16 protein-coding genes are annotated in these 17,649 nt (G+C 70.3%); 6 read left to right on the top strand and 10 right to left on the bottom strand.

Features of this window, described 5'->3' with window-relative positions; translation table 11 throughout:
- Together AC6CKD_RS02640 and AC6CKD_RS02635 are read left to right on the top strand one after the other, a co-directional pair.
- On the top strand, positions 1-540 hold the full coding sequence (locus AC6CKD_RS02640; protein WP_498324851.1) for an alkyl hydroperoxide reductase: 540 nt from the start codon (positions 1-3) through the stop codon (positions 538-540).
- Between the two features lie 220 nt (positions 541-760).
- Entirely contained in the window at positions 761-1,771 is a 1,011-nt protein-coding gene (locus AC6CKD_RS02635) for a quinone oxidoreductase family protein (protein WP_498324850.1), read from the top strand.
- A 237-nt stretch (positions 1,772-2,008) separates the two neighbouring features.
- Here the strand turns inward: AC6CKD_RS02635 and AC6CKD_RS02630 are convergent, their stop codons facing one another.
- The 6 genes from AC6CKD_RS02630 to AC6CKD_RS02605 all read right to left on the bottom strand — a co-directional run bounded on the left by AC6CKD_RS02630 (position 2,009) and on the right by AC6CKD_RS02605 (position 8,688).
- Positions 2,009-2,701 (bottom strand): hypothetical protein, encoded by a 693-nt coding sequence (locus AC6CKD_RS02630; protein WP_498324849.1) that lies wholly within the window; start codon positions 2,699-2,701, stop codon positions 2,009-2,011.
- A 49-nt stretch (positions 2,702-2,750) separates the two neighbouring features.
- Positions 2,751-3,548 (bottom strand): hypothetical protein, encoded by a 798-nt coding sequence (locus AC6CKD_RS02625; protein ID WP_498324848.1) that lies wholly within the window; start codon positions 3,546-3,548, stop codon positions 2,751-2,753.
- On the bottom strand, positions 3,532-4,899 hold the full coding sequence (locus tag AC6CKD_RS02620; protein WP_498324847.1) for an AI-2E family transporter: 1,368 nt from the start codon (positions 4,897-4,899) through the stop codon (positions 3,532-3,534). The genes AC6CKD_RS02625 and AC6CKD_RS02620 overlap by 17 nt, the downstream gene beginning before the upstream one ends.
- 148 nt (positions 4,900-5,047) lie before the next feature.
- Positions 5,048-5,746, bottom strand: a complete 699-nt coding sequence (locus AC6CKD_RS02615) for an aggregation-promoting factor C-terminal-like domain-containing protein (RefSeq protein WP_498324846.1) — start codon at positions 5,744-5,746, stop codon at positions 5,048-5,050.
- 436 nt (positions 5,747-6,182) lie between these two features.
- Positions 6,183-7,499 carry an RNA 5'-3' helicase PhoH2 gene (gene phoH2, locus AC6CKD_RS02610; protein WP_498324845.1) on the bottom strand — a complete coding sequence of 439 codons (1,317 nt, stop codon included), beginning with the start codon at positions 7,497-7,499 and terminating at the stop codon, positions 6,183-6,185.
- Positions 7,500-7,914: 415 nt separating this feature from the next.
- Complete coding sequence (locus tag AC6CKD_RS02605) at positions 7,915-8,688, bottom strand: isoprenyl transferase (RefSeq protein WP_327254716.1); 774 nt, start codon at positions 8,686-8,688, stop codon at positions 7,915-7,917.
- 140 nt (positions 8,689-8,828) lie between these two features.
- Between AC6CKD_RS02605 and mgrA the strand changes: the two genes are divergently transcribed.
- The 4 genes from mgrA (at position 8,829) to AC6CKD_RS02585 (ending at position 13,034) form a co-directional block, all read left to right on the top strand.
- Positions 8,829-9,866 (top strand): L-glyceraldehyde 3-phosphate reductase, encoded by a 1,038-nt coding sequence (gene mgrA, locus AC6CKD_RS02600; protein ID WP_498324843.1) that lies wholly within the window; start codon positions 8,829-8,831, stop codon positions 9,864-9,866.
- Positions 9,867-10,274: 408 nt separating this feature from the next.
- Complete coding sequence (locus tag AC6CKD_RS02595; protein WP_498324841.1) at positions 10,275-10,733, top strand: DUF192 domain-containing protein; 459 nt, start codon at positions 10,275-10,277, stop codon at positions 10,731-10,733.
- A gap of 59 nt (positions 10,734-10,792) precedes the next feature.
- The gene (locus AC6CKD_RS02590; protein WP_498324840.1) at positions 10,793-11,410 is read left to right on the top strand and encodes an SMI1/KNR4 family protein; all 618 of its coding nucleotides are present in this window, start codon (positions 10,793-10,795) and stop codon (positions 11,408-11,410) included.
- A 310-nt stretch (positions 11,411-11,720) separates the two neighbouring features.
- Positions 11,721-13,034, top strand: coding sequence for an extracellular solute-binding protein (locus AC6CKD_RS02585; RefSeq protein ID WP_498324839.1), 1,314 nt, complete (start codon positions 11,721-11,723; stop codon positions 13,032-13,034).
- Positions 13,035-13,289: 255 nt separating this feature from the next.
- Here AC6CKD_RS02585 and AC6CKD_RS02580 read toward each other — a convergent pair whose 3' ends face one another.
- The 4 genes from AC6CKD_RS02580 to AC6CKD_RS02565 all read right to left on the bottom strand — a co-directional run bounded on the left by AC6CKD_RS02580 (position 13,290) and on the right by AC6CKD_RS02565 (position 17,573).
- Positions 13,290-13,919 (bottom strand): hypothetical protein, encoded by a 630-nt coding sequence (locus AC6CKD_RS02580; protein ID WP_498324838.1) that lies wholly within the window; start codon positions 13,917-13,919, stop codon positions 13,290-13,292.
- Positions 13,920-14,010: 91 nt separating this feature from the next.
- A complete protein-coding gene (locus AC6CKD_RS02575; RefSeq protein WP_498324836.1) occupies positions 14,011-14,340 on the bottom strand; it encodes a nuclear transport factor 2 family protein in 330 nt (109 codons plus the stop codon).
- A 137-nt stretch (positions 14,341-14,477) separates the two neighbouring features.
- Positions 14,478-15,305, bottom strand: coding sequence for a polysaccharide deacetylase family protein (locus AC6CKD_RS02570; RefSeq protein ID WP_498324834.1), 828 nt, complete (start codon positions 15,303-15,305; stop codon positions 14,478-14,480).
- Between the two features lie 681 nt (positions 15,306-15,986).
- Entirely contained in the window at positions 15,987-17,573 is a 1,587-nt protein-coding gene (locus AC6CKD_RS02565; RefSeq protein WP_498324833.1) for an MDR family MFS transporter, read from the bottom strand.
- Between the last annotated feature and the right edge of the window lie 76 nt (positions 17,574-17,649).

Raw genomic sequence — 17,649 nt, 5'->3', positions numbered from 1 at the left:
ATGTCCCTCGACACCCTGAAGTCCGCCCTGCCGGACTTCGCCAAGGACCTGAAGCTGAACCTCGGCTCGGTCATCGGCAATCAGGACACCCTGACGCGGCAGCAGCTGTGGGGCACCGTCCTGTCCTGCGCCATCGCCGCCCGTTCCCCGCGCGTCCTGCGCGAGCTGGAGCCGGAGGCCAAGGCGGCCCTGTCGCCGGAGGCGTACACCGCCGCCAAGTCGGCCGCCGCGGTCATGGCGATGAACAACGTCTTCTACCGCACCCGCCACCTGCTCTCCGACCCGGAGTACGGCAACCTGCGCGCGGGCCTGCGGATGAACGTCATCGGCAACCCCGGTGTGGAGAAGGTCGACTTCGAGCTGTGGTCGCTCGCCGTCTCCGCGATCAACGGCTGCGGCCAGTGCCTGGACTCGCACGAGCAGGTCCTGCGCAAGGCCGGCGTGGACCGCGAGACGGTCCAGGAGGCCTTCAAGATCGCCTCGGTGATCCAGGCCGTCGCCGTCACCCTCGACGCCGAGGCCGCCCTCGCGGGCGAGTGACACCCGGACGTCAACGAAGGGCCCCCGCAGCCGATTCCGGCCGCGGGGGCCCTTTCGCGCACCCCGGCGGCCGGCCCTGCCGCCGGCGTTGAAGTCGTACCAGCGGATGGGCCGGTTCCCGAGGCCGGAGGAGCAGCGGGGGCGGCGGGCCGGTCTGCTTGCCGGGAATCGGATCGCGATCAACGGGGTTGGTGGGTGATGAGCCGTTAATTGGAGGAACATGCGAGCGATTCAGGTGTACGAAGTGGGCGGTCCCGAGGTGCTGCAGGAGGCCGAGGTGGACCAGCCGCGGCCGGGTCCGGGCGAGGCGATCGTCGAGGTCGCCGCATCCGGGGTCAACTTCCTCGACGTCTACCACCGCGAAGGCCGGTACAGCCTCCCGCTGCCCTTCACCCCGGGCGCTGAGGGCGCCGGCACGGTCGTCGAAGTGGGACCCGGCGTCGCTGACGTCGCAGTCGGGGACCGGGTCGGTTGGGTGGAGATTCCCGGCACGTATGCCGAGCGGGCCGTTGTGGACTCCTCCCGGCTGGTGCCGCTGCCCGACGACATCGGCTTCGAGACAGCCGCCGCCGTGCTCCTCCAAGGCATGACCGCGCACTATCTCATCAAGGACGCCTACCCGGTTCAGGGGGGCGACACGGTGCTCGTGCATGCGGCTGCTGGTGGCATGGGGCTGCTTTTGACCCAGCTCATCACCCATCTCGGCGGCAGGGTGATCGGCACGACGTCGACCACGGCGAAGGCCGAGCTGGCGAAGCGTGCCGGGGCCGCCGAGGTGATCCTTTCCTCCGCGGTCGACGATCTCGCAGCCGAGGTGAGGCGGCTCAACGGCGGTCAGGGACTGCCGGTCGTCTTCGACGGCGTCGGCGCGCACACCTTCGATGCGAGCCTCGCCAGCCTGCGAACCCGCGGCCATCTCGTGCTCTTCGGCGCGGCAAGTGGCGCCGTGCCGCCGTTTGATCCGATGCGGCTCGCCCACGGCGGTTCGCTGACCCTGATCCGGCCCAGCCTCGGGGACTTCATCGCCGATCGGTCCGAACTGCTCCGACGGGCCGCCGATGTGTTCGAGTGGGTGCGCTCCAAGGCGCTTGAGGTCACCGTAACGGGCCGCTACGCATTGTCCGAAGCCGCCCAGGCCCACAGCGATCTGGAGGCTCGGCGTACCACCGGCAAGCTGCTCGTCATACCCGATGCGGCCGCTATGGGACGCCGCGAGGAGACGCAGAGCTGATCGCGGGTGACGAGGTCGGGGATCTTGGAGACTGAGATGTCGAGGGCATGGCCGACCGTCATCGCCAAGATCCCCGACAGCGTCGGGCACTCAGCAGGCCAAGATCAAGTTCTGGCGGGTTTCTGGCGCATCTGGGTCACACCCCTTCAAGATCCCTCAGCCGAGACCTGGCCCACCCGTCCACAGCCTCCCGGGACAGAACACCTGGGCCGTCCCTTCCGGATCTTGCCGTCAGGCCTAGCGCCGCAGCTTCGCCATCAGAGCCCGCACGTCCTCGATCATCGCCCCGTCCATCGCGTCCTCGTCCACGCCCCCGGACGCCGCCTCCGAGGGCCCGAACCACTCCACGGTCAGGGTGAAGACCGCCCCACCGTCGAGCACCGTCAGCCGCGTCCCTCCGGCCGCGCGCTGCCTGTCGAGCACCGCCCGGTCGCCGAGGCCCGGCACCTCCCGGCGGTCCCGCGCGTCCACGTGCGGCCACACGTTGCTGCCCGGGCCGGTGGCGAACTCCGGCCCGGGGTCGGTCTTCTTGTGGAGTTCGACCAGCACCTGGGCCATGTACAGGACGCGGTCCTTCTCGTGCTTCGGGCCGGTCCGGCAGTACGCCCAGTCCTGCGCGGGGCTCAGGCTCTCGCTGCTCCCGTCCCCTTCGAAGGCGCGCCCGATGGTCTCGCCCAGCGTCTTGAGCGGCGCCTCCTCGCACAGCTCGGCGGAGTGCCGGTAGTCGATGCGCGGCGTACCGGTGAAACGGTCCTGCACGGCCAGGGTGCCCGCCCAAACCGCCGAGGCGGCCAGCGCCCCGCCCAGCGCCCACCGCCACGGGGCCCGTGGACCCCGTAGCCGCTCGTGCTCGCGCGGAAGGTGCTCCGCGGACCGCTCCGCTCCGCCCGCCGCGTCCCGGTCCCCGTCGATCTCAGGCTCGCCGATCATCCCCGTATCCCCCGTCCCCGCGTCCCCGCGCCCACGGCGCGAACCGCGCTTACCTGCGCAGCGCCTTCATCAGGCCGTGCATGTCGTCGATCATCGCAGCCTGGACCGCATCGGAATCGGGCTTCGGCGGATCTTCCCGAGGGCCGGGTCCGGAGACCGGATTGCCGTCGCCGTCGACCTCGTCCGGGCCGTACGCCCACACCGTCACGTCCACGGTGAACACCGCACCCCCGTCGAGTACGGTCAGCCGCCACGACTCCTGGTACCCCATCTCCCAGATCAGTGCCCGCTCCCCGAGCCCCGGCACCGAGCGCGGTTCCGCGCGGCTCGTGCCGGCCCAGCCCGCGAGCACCGGATCCGCGCCGAACTCCGGGGCGGGGTCGGTCCGTTTGTGCAGGGCCATCGAGGCCTGGACCTCGTACGAGAGCCGGAGACCGGGCTTCTCCCGGGGGTCCATCGAGGGGCTCAGCCCGCAGTACGCCCGGTCCACTCCCGGGTGCTCGAGGAGCTTCGGGGTGGACCGCCACTGGATCACCTCGGCCAGCCGGGCCAGCGCGGGCAGCTTCGCCTCGTCGCACAGGCTCAGGGGCAGCCCGTACCGCAGCGGCGGGCGTTGGTCCTCCGGGGTCGCGGACCACCAGGCCCCGGCCCACAGCGCGGAGGCGAGCAGGGCCCCGCCGAGCGCCCACCGCCACGGGCGGCGGCCGGGCGGCACGGATCCGCCGTAGCGCCCCGATCCGTCGTGGCCCTCCAGCCCCTCCGGCCCCTCCCGACCCTCCAGCCCCTCCCGGACCTCCGGGCCCGGCAGGCCGGACGAGCCGCCGTCGAACTCAGGCTCCGTTATCACCCGTACGTGTCTCCTCCGCCTCGAAAACCGCCTGGCCCAGGGCCGTCGCACCGTGCGGCCCGGGGCCGACCGGGGAGAGCCCGTGGTGGAGCTGCTCGCGGGAGTAGGCCCGCAGGTACCCGACCACGGTGTTGGTGACGGCGACCAGCGGAACGGCGACCACCGCTCCGCCGATGCCCGCGACCAGGCCGCCGGCCGCCACCGACAGCACCACCGCGAGCGGGTGGACCCGTACCGCCCGGCCCAGGATGAAGGGCTGGAGCACGTGGCCCTCGATCTGCTGGACGGCCAGGACCACCAGCAGCACCATCGTCGCGGTGAACGGCCCCTGGGTCACCAGGGCCACGACCACGGCGAGGACGCCGGAGATCACCGCGCCGACGAGCGGGATGAAGGCGAACAGGAAGATGAAGACGGCGAGCGGCACGGCCATCGTCACGTCGAGGAAGTAGAGGCCGAGGCCGATGAACACGGCGTCGATGAGGGCCACCAGGACCGTGCCGCGCACGTACGCGGTCAGGGTCCGCCAGGCGCGCGGACCGGCGCCGGCGACGCCGGGGCGGGCGGCCGCGGGGAGCAGGCCCGTGGTCCAGGTCCAGATGCGCTTGCCGTCGTAGAGCAGGAAGAGCGTGGAGAACATCGCGAGGAGCATGCCCGTCAGCACTTCGACGAGGACCGTGACGCCTTGCAGGCCGGCGGAGGTGATCTGCTCGGTGTTGGTGCCGATGGTCTCGCTGAGGTTCTTCGCGATGTCGTTGATCTGCTTCTCGGTCACGTGGAACGGACTGTCCAGTGCCCAGAGTTTGAGTTCGTTGATGCCTTCGCGCAGCCGGGCGGAGAGCTGGTCGAGGTTGTCCATGACCTGCCAGACCACGAACCAGCCGACCAGCCCGATGACCACGAACCCGAGGATCGCGGTGACGGCCGTGGCCAGGCCGCGCGGCATGCCGAGGCGGCGCAGCCGGACCACGAAGGGCTGGAGCAGTGCGGTGACCAGGAGGGCGGCGGCGAAGGCGAGGACGACCAGGCGGACTTCGCTGATCACCCGCATCAGCACCCACAGCATCCCGGCGAGCAGCAGCAGCCGCCAGCTCGCCTCGGCGGCGACGCGCATGCCCCACGGGATGACGGACACCGGGTCGGGGCGCACGGGGGCGGCGTAGCCGGCGTGTTCGGCGCCCGGGGACGCCGACGGCGGGGAGGCGGGGGCGGGTGGGGCCTGGGCCGGTGGGGCCGGGGACGGCGCGGTGTCCGAGGTCCCGGCCTCGACTTCGGCCCGCCGCTCGGCGAGCCGGGCCTCCACGTGGCTCAGCCTGTTGCCGAGCCGGCCGAGCCAGCCTGTCTTCGCCATGTCGTTCCCTTCCCCCCGCCCTGGACCGCGTGCCGGGGCACACCACGAAAGACCGTACACGCGAGGAGCCCCGCACCGTAGGACGATGCGGGGCTCTTCGAGGTTGAGGCGCGCGGGCGCGCTCTCGTACCGGTGTGTCCGGGTGTGCCTAGTACCAGTTGTTGGCCTGGTGGAAGTTCCAGGCTCCGCACGGGCTGCCGTAGCGGGAGTTCATGTAGTTCAGGCCCCACTCGATCTGCGTGGCGGGGTTGGTGCGCCAGTCGGCGCCCGCCGAGGCCATCTTCGAACCGGGCAGCGCCTGGACGAGGCCGTACGCGCCCGAGGACTTGTTCACGGCCAGGTAGTTCCAGGTGGATTCCTGGTTGATGATCTTGGAGAAGCACTGGAACTGCCCCGCCGGGACCATCTGCTGGGCGATCGCCTTGACCTGGGCGACCGTGTAGGAGGCCTGGGGAGCGAAAGAGGACCCGTCGCGGGAGGCGGAACGGCTGGCGGCCTGCTCCTTCTCTTCACGCTCCCTCTTCGCCTTGTCGTCCGCGGCCTTCTGCGCCTCGGCCTTCTTCGCCTTGGCGTCCTGGGCGGCCTGGATGCGGGCCGCCTCCTCCGCCGAGCGCTTGGCGTCGGTGTCGGCGGCGTGGGCGATGGAGTCCGCCTGCTGCGTCAGGGACGCGTTCTGAACCTGCGCCTGCTCGCCGACCGGGATGTCAGTGAGGAGAGTCGTCCCGGACGCGGTCGTCTCGAGATCGTTCGAGGCGGGGTCGCCAGTGGCAACACCCACGACGGCGCCGACGGTGGTGACAGCGGTGGCCGAAGCCACAGCGAATCCCCGAACCGAGATCCGGCTCACACGGTTTCCTTCCAGCAGCGTCCGCAGTGACCGAGCGGGCGCAATAGTGCCCTTGACGCTGGCCTCCGTGGTGGTGCGGTCACTGGAGGCACGGGCCCGTGGGCAACTCCCTTGCGGGAGTGCCGCGTGATGCTCCGGGCGGCATACGGCGAACGATTGTGGAGTTAGCGGTACTGCGCGCATCTCACGGGAGATACAGGTGTGCCGTATGCGGGGCCTGACGGAAAACAGACTCTGCCGGACCTCGACGCCGCAGGGCAATTCTCCGTTGCGTGGGAAAGGTCACACCTGGCATGTCGTCGTTGGTTCCGGCAAACCCCTGTGCGCGAAGGCGCCGCCCGGCTAGGCTCTCTGGCCTTTGCCGGGCGGCGCCAACTCACCTTCCCGCTATGGGCGTTTTACCTGCTTTGCGGCCCGCGCGGTCCGCCGGGCGGCCCTACAGGTTCTCCAGCATCTCGGTGACCAGCGCGGCGATCGGGGAGCGCTCCGAACGCGTCAGCGTGACGTGCGCGAAGAGCGGATGGCCCTTCAGCTTCTCGACCACGGCGACGACTCCGTCGTACCGGCCGACCCGCAGGTTGTCCCGCTGCGCCACGTCGTGGGTGAGAACCACCCTCGAATTGGCCCCGATACGGGACAGAACGGTCAGCAGGACGTTGCGCTCCAGCGACTGCGCCTCGTCCACGATCACGAACGCGTCGTGCAGCGAGCGGCCGCGGATGTGCGTCAGCGGCAGGACCTCCAGCATCCCGCGGTTCAGCACCTCCTCGATGACCGCGCGCCCGGCGACCGCCGAGAGGGTGTCGAACACCGCCTGGGCCCAGGGGCTCATCTTCTCGGAGGCGTCCCCGGGGAGGTAGCCGAGGTCCTGGCCGCCGACCGCGTACAGCGGCCGGAAGACCATCACCTTCTGATGCTGCCTCCGCTCCAGTACGGCCTCCAGCCCCGCGCACAGCGCCAGTGCCGACTTACCGGTGCCGGCCCGGCCGCCCATCGAGATGATCCCGATCTCGGGATCGAGCAGGAGGTCGAGCGCGATCCGCTGCTCGGCGCTGCGGCCGTGCAGCCCGAAGGCCTCGCGGTCGCCCCGTACGAGCTTCACGTTGCCGTCGGCCGTGACCCGGCCGAGCGCCTTGCCGCGCTCGGACTGGAGGACCAGGCCGGTGTGCACGGGAAGTTCCGCGGCCTCCGGTACGTAGAGCCGCTCCTCGGAGAAGAGGAGGTCCACCTGCTCCCCGGAGAGCGCCAGCTCGCTCATGCCGGTCCAGCCGGCATCGGTGATCGCGAGTTCCGCGCGGTACTCCTCGGCCATCAGCCCCACGGAGGAGGCCTTGATGCGCAGGGGAAGATCCTTCGAGACGACCGTGACGTCGTAGCCCTCGGCCTGGAGGTTGCGCGCGACCGCGAGGATCCGCGAATCGTTGTCCCCCAGCCTGAAACCGGCGGGCAGGACGCTCTGGTCGGAGTGGTTGAGCTCGACGCGCAGGGTACCGCCCAGATCGCCCAGCGGGATGGGTGCGTCGAGGCGACCATTGAGGACCCGGAACTCGTCGAGCAGCCGCAGGGCCTGACGGGCGAAGTAGCCGAGTTCGGGATGGTGCCTCTTTGCCTCCAGCTCGGTGATCACCACGATCGGGAGCACTACCTCGTGCTCGTCGAAGCGGGTGATCGCGTTGGGGTCTGCCAGCAGGACGCTGGTGTCGAGGACGTAGGTCCGCCTGTCGGGCAGGCGGCTCTTTGTGCTGGTCACCACGGAAGGACGTACCCCCTCGGAAGAGGTCGGGCCATGAAGACCGGACCGGTCATCGGCACCCCTGCGCGGGCCGACTTCCGGCCCTCCACTCCGTCCGTGCGAACCGCACGTGCGTCCTGGTGCAAAGGGCCTCCCGGGCGGACGACCCCATGCCGTCCGCTGAGACTCGACACCCGTGGATCGGGCGTCGACCTGCAAGGGATATTCCCCGAATGGGTCCAGCCATGCCATGGCATATGACGGCCGCTCGGTGAATGCCTGGTGAAGGCCTCGCGCGAAGGGTCCCGGGAGGCGGGCAGGGCGTACGGGAAAACGGGGACGGCGCGCCACGGAGGAGTCCGGGCGCGCCGTGAGGTGCCGAGGGGGTGTCAGAGACCCGCAGGTCAGGTGCCGTACGAGGATCCTGCCGGGAGGGTCAGCTGCCGTAGCGCCGGTGGCGGGCGGCGTAGTCGCGCAGGGCGCGCAGGAAGTCGACCTTGCGGAAGGCCGGCCAGAAGACCTCGCAGAAGTAGTACTCGGAGTGCGCGCTCTGCCACAGCATGAATCCGGACAGCCGCTGCTCTCCGCTGGTGCGGATCACCAGGTCCGGGTCGGGCTGGCCGCGCGTGTAGAGGTGCTCCGCGATGTGCTCGATGTCGAGGATCTCGGCGAGCTCCTCGAAGGAGGTGCCCTTCGAGGCGTGCTCCAGCAGGAGCGAGCGGACCGCGTCGGCGATCTCCTGGCGGCCGCCGTAGCCGACCGCGACGTTGACGAGTATCCCGTCGACGTCGCGGGTGGCCTCCATGGCCTCCTTCAGGACGCTCTGGGTCCCGGCGGGCAGGATGTCGAGGTTGCCCACGTGGTGGACACGCCAGCGGCCGTCTGCGGCGAGGCCCCGGACGGTGTTCTCGATGATGTTGAGCAGCGGGCGGAGCTCGACCTCGGGCCGGTCCAGGTTGTCCGTGGAGAGCATCCACAGGGTGACGACCTCGACGTCCGTCTCGGTGCACCAGCCCAGCATCTCGGAGATCTTGTCGGCGCCGGCCTGGTGGCCCTGCACCGTGGTGCCTCCGGACGCCTTCGCCCAGCGCCGGTTCCCGTCCAGGATCACGCCGATGTGCTTGGGCGTCTCGTCATGGTCGATGCGGCCTTCCACCCGGCGTGCGTAGAGCCTGTACACAGGACGGCGTACCAGGTCGCGCAGCTTCACGATCTTCCAGCCCCTCCGAGCGATACCCCCGTGCGGAATGCGGTGGTCCCCCCGAGTCCGCCACAGACCGCCACATTACTGCGCGACGGGATCCGGCACCCAACTCGGTCCTGTCACACGTCCGTGATAGGGAGGACAACGTGACTGAAAACAATCCCTATCGGGCAGAGCCCTCGCGCTACGACTCCATGGAGTACCGGCGCACCGGCCACAGCGGCCTCAAGCTCCCCGCGATCTCCCTCGGCCTCTGGCACAACTTCGGTGACGACACCTCACTGGTGTCCCAGCGGGCGATCCTGCGCCGGGCCTTCGACCTCGGCGTCACCCACTTCGACCTGGCGAACAACTACGGCCCGCCGCCCGGCTCGGCCGAGTTGAACTTCGGGAAGGTCTTCGCGCAGGACTTCGCGTCCCACCGCGAGGAGCTGGTCCTCTCCACCAAGGCCGGCTACCTCATGCACGAGGGTCCGTACGGCGAGTGGGGCAGCCGGAAGTACCTGCTCGGGTCGCTGGACGCGTCACTGAAGCGGATGGGCGTCGACTACGTCGACATCTTCTACTCGCACCGCTTCGACCCGGACACCCCGCTGGAGGAGACCATGGGCGCGCTGGCGTCCGCGGTCCAGCAGGGCAAGGCGCTCTACGTGGGCGTGTCCTCGTACACCGCGGAACAGACGGCGGAGGCGGCCCGGCTGCTGAAGGAGATGGGGGTCCGTCCCCTCATCCACCAGCCCTCGTACTCCATGATCAACCGCTGGACGGAGGACGACGCCCTGCTGGACACCCTGGAGGAGGCCGGCATGGGCTGCATCTCCTTCGTGCCGCTCGCGCAGGGGCTGCTGACCGGCAAGTACCTCAAGGGCATCCCGGAGGGCTCGCGGGCCACCCAGGGCAAGTCCCTCAACCCGGACCTGCTGTCGGACGAGGTCGTGCGCCGGCTGAACGGGCTGAACGAGATCGCGGCGCGGCGCGGGCAGACGCTGGCCCAGCTCGCGCTGAACTGGGTGCTGCGGGACGAGCGGATGACCTCGGCGCTCATCGGCGCGTCGAGCGTCGAGCAGCTCGAAGAAAATGTGGCTTCCCTGTCCGGCGCACCGCTGTCGGAGCAGGAGCTGAAGGAGATCGACTCCTTCGCGGTGTCCACCCCCGGCGCCAACATCTGGGCCCAGCGGGGCTGACCTGCGTCTTTGCCCGGCACTGAGCGGGGACAAAAAACGGGCCGGTCCGTGGGGGGGATACGGACCGGCCCGAGGGGGGGGTTCCACCATAACCCTTCGTAAAGCCTGCTGTGCGCATCACCGCGACACGATTACGCTCCGGAGCCGTCCGGGAGCACTCCGCAGAGCCGGATCGGCCCCCACAGCCCTTACCGGGCCCGGCCGGAGCCCGTACGGGCCAACGGGCCGCCTTCCCTCCCCGGGGTGACCCCCTCGGGTGCGCCGCCTTGACGCCGGAGCCCGGCACGGGCGCCTCCGGTCCCGCCGGCGCGTGCGGCGCGGGAGTCCGGGAGCCGGCCCCCCGGCGACGGCGCCGCACCTCGCGAGGGGCGGGCCGGAGCCGGGGGGCCGGGCCCTAGGGTGGCCGGCATGGGGAACAGGGAACGGTGGCGCGACGGCGCGGCCACGCTCTACGTCGACCCGGGCGCGGCGCCGGGAATGCCCGCGAGGCGGCTGGAGCCTGCCGAGCACGTGGAGCCCGCGGAGCACCTGGGGCCGCTGGAGGGCCCGGAGCGCCTGGAGGTGCCCCTGGAGGTGGCCGCCTCCTACCGGGCCCGCACGCGCGGCCTGCTCGGGCGGGACGGGATCGAGGGGGCGATGCTCCTGACCCCGGCTTCGAGCGTGCACACCTTCGGGATGCGCTTCGCCATCGACGTGGCCCACCTCGACCGCCGGCTCACCGTCATCGCGCTGACCTCCATGGCCCCCGGCCGGCTCGGCCTCCCCCGGCTGCGCGCCCGCCACGTCCTGGAGGCCGAGGCCGGTGCCATGGCCGCCTGGGGCCTGCGCGTCGGCTCCCCGCTCCGGGTCCGTCTCACCACGCGCTAGGCGCCACCCCGCACCGGCGGTAGGTTGGGGCGGTTGAGCTGGGGTGGCAGGGGAGCGGCATGACCGAGAACGTGCGCGTCAAAGCGCTGGAACAGATCATGCCGGCGACCCACGGAGCCGACGAGGACATCGACTGGCAGGCGGCCGAGGCCGTCTGGGGCAGCCGTTTCCCCGCCGATTTCATCGCCTTCATGGGCCGCTTCGGCGCGGGCTCGATCAACGGCGAGGCGAGCGTGCTGCTGCCGCTGCCCAAGCCCGGACTCCAGTGGGACCCGGCGCAGATGGCGGAGGAGACGGCCAACGCCCGCCAGGTCTGGGAGGCGGAGGGCGGCCGGGCCGCCTTCGACGTGGACCCGGAGTCGATCCTCGCCTGGGGCGTCACCGGCGGCTCCGACATCCTCTGCTGGCTGACGACCGACCCCGACCCCGACCGCTGGCCCGTTCTGGTGGTCGGCCGGCACACCGCCGACTCCTTCGCGGTGTACCCGTACGGAATGGCCGAGTTCCTCTACCTGCTGTGCTCCGACGAGTTCGACGTGAGCCCGGTCAGCATCACCTTCTGGGACGGCGGCCACCTCAGCTTCGTGCACTGGCGCAAAGCCCAGCGCCGCTGGCAGGAGGGCCGCAACCCCGAAACGGGCGAGCCCGATCCGTACGCGGGCGACTTCGCGGACTGAGATTCCGCCGCTCGACCGCCCAGCCGTCCCCCACACCCCCTCACGTCCCCCTCCGACCCGTTCCGCCGTGCTCCATGGCCGGAAACGGGCGTTTCGGCATGTCTACGCGCGTCCGAATTGTTGATCACATATCGGAAAACACCATTCTGAAATGCCGCAGTTGGAGCATTGACCACAAGTGCCGACCCAATGGCACCAACCGCCCTCCCTCAGGAGAGAATTCCGGCCAACGGGCCATCGAGGGACACCACAGCCCGGAGTAACTCATAAGTAATAACGGGACTCAAAAGAAAATCAGGGGAATACACCCGTGCGACGAAGAATCTTCAGCGCGGCCGCCACCACGGTCGTGCTCGGTCTGCTGATACCGCTGACCGGCTGCGGCAGCTCCGGCGGAAGCGCTGATGACAGCGGTACCCTCCGCCTCGTCGCCGCCGAATACGGAGACGCCTCGACCAACACCAGTTCCAAGGCGTTCTGGGACAGGGTCACGGCCGATTTCACCGCCTCGAACCCCGACATCAAGGTCCAGGTCCAGCTCCTGCCGTGGGCCGACATCGACCGTGAAGTCTCCCGCATGGTCAAGGCCGGCAACGCCCCGGACATGGCCCTCATGGGCGGCTACTCGGACTTCGCGGCGCAGGGCAGGCTCTATTCCGCGCCCGAACTCCTCTCGGTCACCGCCGAGGCGAACTTCCTCCAACCCCTCGCCGACGCCGGCTCCGTCCGCAACACCCTCTACGGCCTGCCCTTCGTGGCGAGCAGCCGCCTCCTCTTCTACAACGAGAAGCTGCTCACGGACGCCGGGGTCATCCCGAAGGACTCCAAGAACGGCTGGCGGCCCAAGACCTGGCTGGACCTGAAGGCCGCCGCCACTGCGCTCAAGGCCAAGGGCGTGAAGACCCCGCTCGCCATGCCCCTGGGCCCGGAGGAGGCCCACGCCGAGGCGATGATCTGGGAGCTCAGCAACGGCGGCGGTTACGCCGACAGCAGCGGCAACTACAGCCTGGCCTCCGACCAGAACATCACGACCTTCGAGTGGATCAAGGAGAACCTGGTCTCCACCGGCCTGGTCGGTCCCACTCCCCCGTCGCAGCTCAACCGCGCCGACGCCTTCGCCGCCTTCGTGCGCGGCGAGGTCGGCATGCTGAACGGCTACCCCCAGCTCGCCCACGAGGCGCGCGCCAAGGGGATCACGGTCGGCGCCGTCGCGATGCCCGTCTCGGACATGCTGGGCACCGGGGAGGTCCCGCCGAACGTGGGCGTGGCCGACTGGATGATGGCCTTCAAGCAGAACGGCCACCGCGAGGAGATCGGCAAGTTCCTGGACTTCGTCTACCGGGACAAGAACCTGTCGGACTTCGCCGGGCGTTACCACCTGCTGCCGTCCACCGTCTCGGCTTCCCGCATGATGGCCGGGACCGCGGGCATGGACGAGAACGACCAGCAGTTCCTGAACGCCCTGCGCGGTGCGCAGCTCTACCCGGTCAACGACCCGTCCTGGGTGGTCATCAGCGACACCATCAAGCGCAACATCGGCCGCGCCGTGGACCCCGCCGGCGACCCGAAGGCCGTCCTGGAGGAGATCGCCTCCAAGGCGAACGAGGCCAAGAAGGCGCACTGACGCGCCGATGCGCGCCGTACGCACTGATACACGCACACGCCGATACGTACGCGCCGGTACGCACGGGCGCCGAAATACCCCCGAAGGCCCCTGCCGAAAGGGACCTTCGCCCCCTGCCGCGCCCCACCCCGCGCGGCATCATGGCTGATACGGCCTTGATCCAAGGCCGCGGCCCAGTCGCCCGCGAGCGCCCACAAGGCGCGCGGGGCGGCCGGCCCACCTCCTTCACCCTCCCCCTTCGCCCGCCCCCTGCGACTAGCTCGCGCCCTGGTTCTGCGGCGTGAAGGCCGTGCGGTACTGCTCGCAGTCGGAGTCCCAGGGCAGGGTCCCGGTGAGGGTTCCGTAGCCGGTGCGGGTGACCGACCACTCCACCGTGTACTTCCCGGTGTCACACGCGATGCGCTTGCCCCCGGGGAGCTTCGTACGGCCCGTCGCGGGCCGGTCCTTGAGCTCCTGGTGCACCCGTGCCACCTCGGCGCGCCGGGCGTCGCGCAGTACGGCGTGCACGACGATCGCCTGCTTGCCGTCCTTCGTCGTCAGCACCTTCTTGACCCCCTGCGAATCCGCCACCGACCACGCGAACTCGTAACCGGGCTGCCAGGCCAGGGTCTTGGGGTCGCCGACCTTGCGCTCGTACTCCTCGGCTCCCTTGGGGCCGGGGCGGGTGACCGTCTTGTACTGGATGCCGGGGTGGAAGCGGAACTGCGCCTCCACCTTGTGCATGTCGTCCTTGGTCCACATCGACTTCATCGCCTTCTCCCCTCCGCTCGGATCCTGGAGGTACGCCGTGCCGTCCGCGGCGGTGGCCGCGCCCGGGAGGACCGGGGCGAGGGCTGCTGCCGCGGCGGCGGCGAGGACGAGGGCGGCGGTGCGGGTGCGCTTCATGCCCGGACCAACGGGACCCTCCGGCGGGCCGGAACGACGCCGGGCGCCCTTTCACCCGTACGGGATCCGGTCGGGCGGTGGTGGACGAGCCCTACGCCTGGCCGGTCTCGAAGCGGCTGATGCGGCCTCCGCCGGGGGCGATGACGAACCGCCAGGAGGTGCTCATCTCGCCCCAGGTGTCGTTGCGGTAGCCGACGGTCAGGGTGCGGCCGCCGTCGGACTCGGACTGGACGTCCATGTGACCGCCGGAGTCGAAGATCTCCCGGTCGATCCACTCGTGGAGGTCGCGCTCCGTACCGTCGTCGGACATGGTCGCGTCGGCGGTCAGGAGCGCGAGGAAGGCGTCCTTGTCGTGCGCGTTGACCGCGCTGACGAGGGCGCCGACGACGGGGTCGGACAGCTTCCCGGGGGCGATGGCCACGGAGACCTCCTGGTCGGACGTACGGGCGCACGGCGACGGGTGTGGCCGCCGCCGGTACGGGCTTGCGTGCGCGACCAGGGAACACCCCGGGCGCGGTCGGGGCGGCGACCCTCACCCGTTCGCCACCGGACGGCGTGTCAGGCGCTCGGACCGGTGACCACCGGGAAGCCGGTGGGCCGGCCCTGCTCCTTCAGCCAGGCCAGGACCTGGTCGAGGGCCGCGACGCTCTGCGTGCGGTCGCCGCCGCCGTCGTGGAAGAGGACGGTCGGACCGTTGCCGATCTCGGCCTTGACGGTGTCGACGATCGCGGCCACGCCCGGCTTGCTGAAGTCCTTGGTGTCGACGTTCCAGCCGAGCGGGCGCATGCCGTTGGCGGCGGCCAGGGCCCTGCTCTCGGGGGTGAACGCGCCGCCGGGGGCCCGGTAGTACTCCACCTTCGCCCCACCGCCCGCGGCGTCCTCGATCTGCTTCTTCGCGTCGAGGATCTGCTGCTGCTGGTGGGCGAGGGGCTTCTTGTCCATCCCGGTGTCGTGGTCCGTGGTGTGGTCGCAGAGCCGGTGGCCGTCGGCGACGACCTTCTTGACGAGGGCGGGGTGGGCCTTGGCCTGCGGTCCGATCATGCAGAAGACCGCCTTCACGTCGTACTTCCTCAGCACCTCCAGCACCTTCGGGGTCCACCTGGGGTCGGGCCCGTCGTCGATGGTGATGTTGACCGCGTTGCCGCCGCTCTCCGACGCGTGGGCTATGCCGTCCGGGACCTGTCCGCCCGGCTTCCCGGGAGCCTGCGGCTCGGCGTCACCGCCGCCCTTCGCGGGGTCGTCGGTCTGCCGGGAGACGTTCTGGTGGTTGGTGTCGTGGCCCGGGTCGACGAGCGCCGTCACCCCCCACGCGGTCGCGGCCACCGCCACCACCGCTCCGGCGACGGCGATCCGTGCCTTCGTACCCCGCATCTGCGTGCGCGTCATGAACCCCATGTGCTGTCTCAACTCCCCATATCGACGCCGCGTGGACGTCCGCCGTGTGAGCTCGCACTGGTCAGGACGTCGGCCGGGGATGCGGGGTTCCAGCCGAATGGCCCATAAATTTCTGGTTGTAGGACTTTGATCCTTGATCGTCCCGAATTCCGTCCCGACTGAAACCGAGGCGGATCGGGCCGGCCTATACCGGACATCCCAGCCCCAAGAGCCGGGCTCCAGCCGGAGGTTCATCTCCCCATGCACAAGGAAGCAATCACCCCCGTCTTCGCCCATGCGGGGACACCGCGGAGGCGTCGCGGCCGGCCGTCGAGCCGAGCCGACGCCCCAGTCCAGATCGGCGACGCCTTCGACGTAACGGGCGGCAAGGAGCCCCGGGTCTGTCAGCCCCGCCGGCGTTTGAGGCACGGGGTCTGGGGCGGAGCCCCGGGTCTTTCAGCCCCGCCGGCGTTTGAGGCGCGGGTCCGGGCGGAGCCCGGTTTCGGGAAGGGGCGGAGTGGGGGAAGGCCCCGCGCAGCGGCCCCACCCCCACCCGGCCGCGGCCGCGGCCGACCACCGCACCCACCCGCCCCGCCCGCCCCACCCCACCCCCACCCGGGGTACGACGAGGGCCCGGCCCGGAGGATCCGCAGATCCACCGAGCCGGGCCCCGTTCACCCAAGCGTGCGCAGCTCAGCGCACGACCACCGCCCCCGAAGCCACCTCGGACTTGGCCGGACCCCCACCGCCGGAGGCCTCCGCCGCCCCCCGCAGCGGAACCTCCTTCACGAACCAGGCAGCCGCGAAGCCCAGCACCGCGATCCCCGCACCCAGCAGGAACGCCGAGTGCGTACCCGCGGCCACCGCGTGCTGGTACGCATCCCGCACGACCTCCGGCAGCTTCGCCAGACTCGCCGCGTCCAGCTGCGCCGAGCCCGCCGCGGTCGCCGCCTCGGGACCGAGCCGGTCGGTCATCGTGCTGGTGACCTGACTGGTGAACAGGGACCCCATCAGCGCCACGCCGAAGGAGCCGCCGAGCGTACGGAACAGGGTCGCCGAGGAGGACGCGACGCCCATGTCCTTCATCTCGACGCTGTTCTGCGCGACCAGCATCGTGATCTGCATCAGGAAGCCGAGGCCGGCGCCCAGCACCGCCATGTACACGCCGGACATCAGGCGGCTCGTCCCGGTGTCCATGGTCGCGAGCAGGAAGAGCCCGACGACCATGAGCCCACCGCCCATGATCGGGAACATCTTGTACTTGCCGCTGTTGGTGGTGATCCGGCCCGCGATCAGCGAGACGATCATCATCGCGAGCAGCATCGGCAGGAGGAGCAGGCCGGAGTTGGTGGCCGAGGCGCCCTGGACCGACTGCTGGAAGAGCGGCAGGTACAGCACGCCGCCGAACATCGCGAAGCCGGCCAGGAAGCCGATCACGGACATGAGGGCGAAGTTGCGGCTGCGGAAGATGTGCAGCGGCATGACCGGGTCGGCGGCCTTGGTCTCGGCGTAGAGGAAGCCGGCGATGGAGGCGATGCCGACGACGATCAGGCCGATGATCTCGGCGGAACCCCACGCGTACTCGGTGCCGCCCCATGTGGTGAAGAGGACGGTGGAGGTGATGCCGATGGTGAGCAGCGCCGCGCCGAGGTAGTCGATCTTGGGGCGCTCCCCGTGGACCTTCTTGGGGAGGTGCAGCACCGCGGTGACCATGGCCAGGGCCACGGCGCCGAGCGGGAGGTTGATGTAGAAGGACCAGCGCCAGCCCATGTGGTCGGTGATGGTGCCGCCGACCAGCGGGCCGCCGATCATGGCGAGGGCCATCACGCCGGCCATCATGCCCTGGTACTTGCCGCGTTCGCGGGGCGGGATCAGGTCGCCGATGATCGCCATGACGCCGACCATCAGACCGCCCGCGCCGAGGCCCTGGATCGCGCGGAAGCCGATGAGCTGGCCCATGTCCTGGGCCATGCCGCTGAGCGCGGAGCCGATCAGGAAGATGACGATCGAGGTGAGGAAGGAGCCCTTCCGCCCGTACATGTCGCCGATCTTGCCCCAGATGGGCGTGGATGCGGCCGTGGCCAGGGTGTAGGCGGTGACGACCCAGGAGAGGTGTTCCAGGCCGCCGAGCTCGCCGACGATCGTGGGCATGGCCGTGCCGATGATCATGTTGTCGAGCATGGCCAGCAGCATCGCGATCATGAGCGCCATCAGGACGACCCGCACGCTGCGCGGCTTCACCTCCTCCGAGGTGTCCGCCTTCTTCGTCTTTTCCACCATGTTCCACTCCCCTGGCGCATGCGCACCGGCCGTGGGACTTACTTGCCGACCGGCTAGTTCACTACACTGGGGAAGG

This window comes from Streptomyces sp. GQ60, from assembly GCF_059758875.1.
Note: the sequence above shows the minus strand (reverse complement) of the source record. Positions and strands in the feature narration are given on the sequence as shown.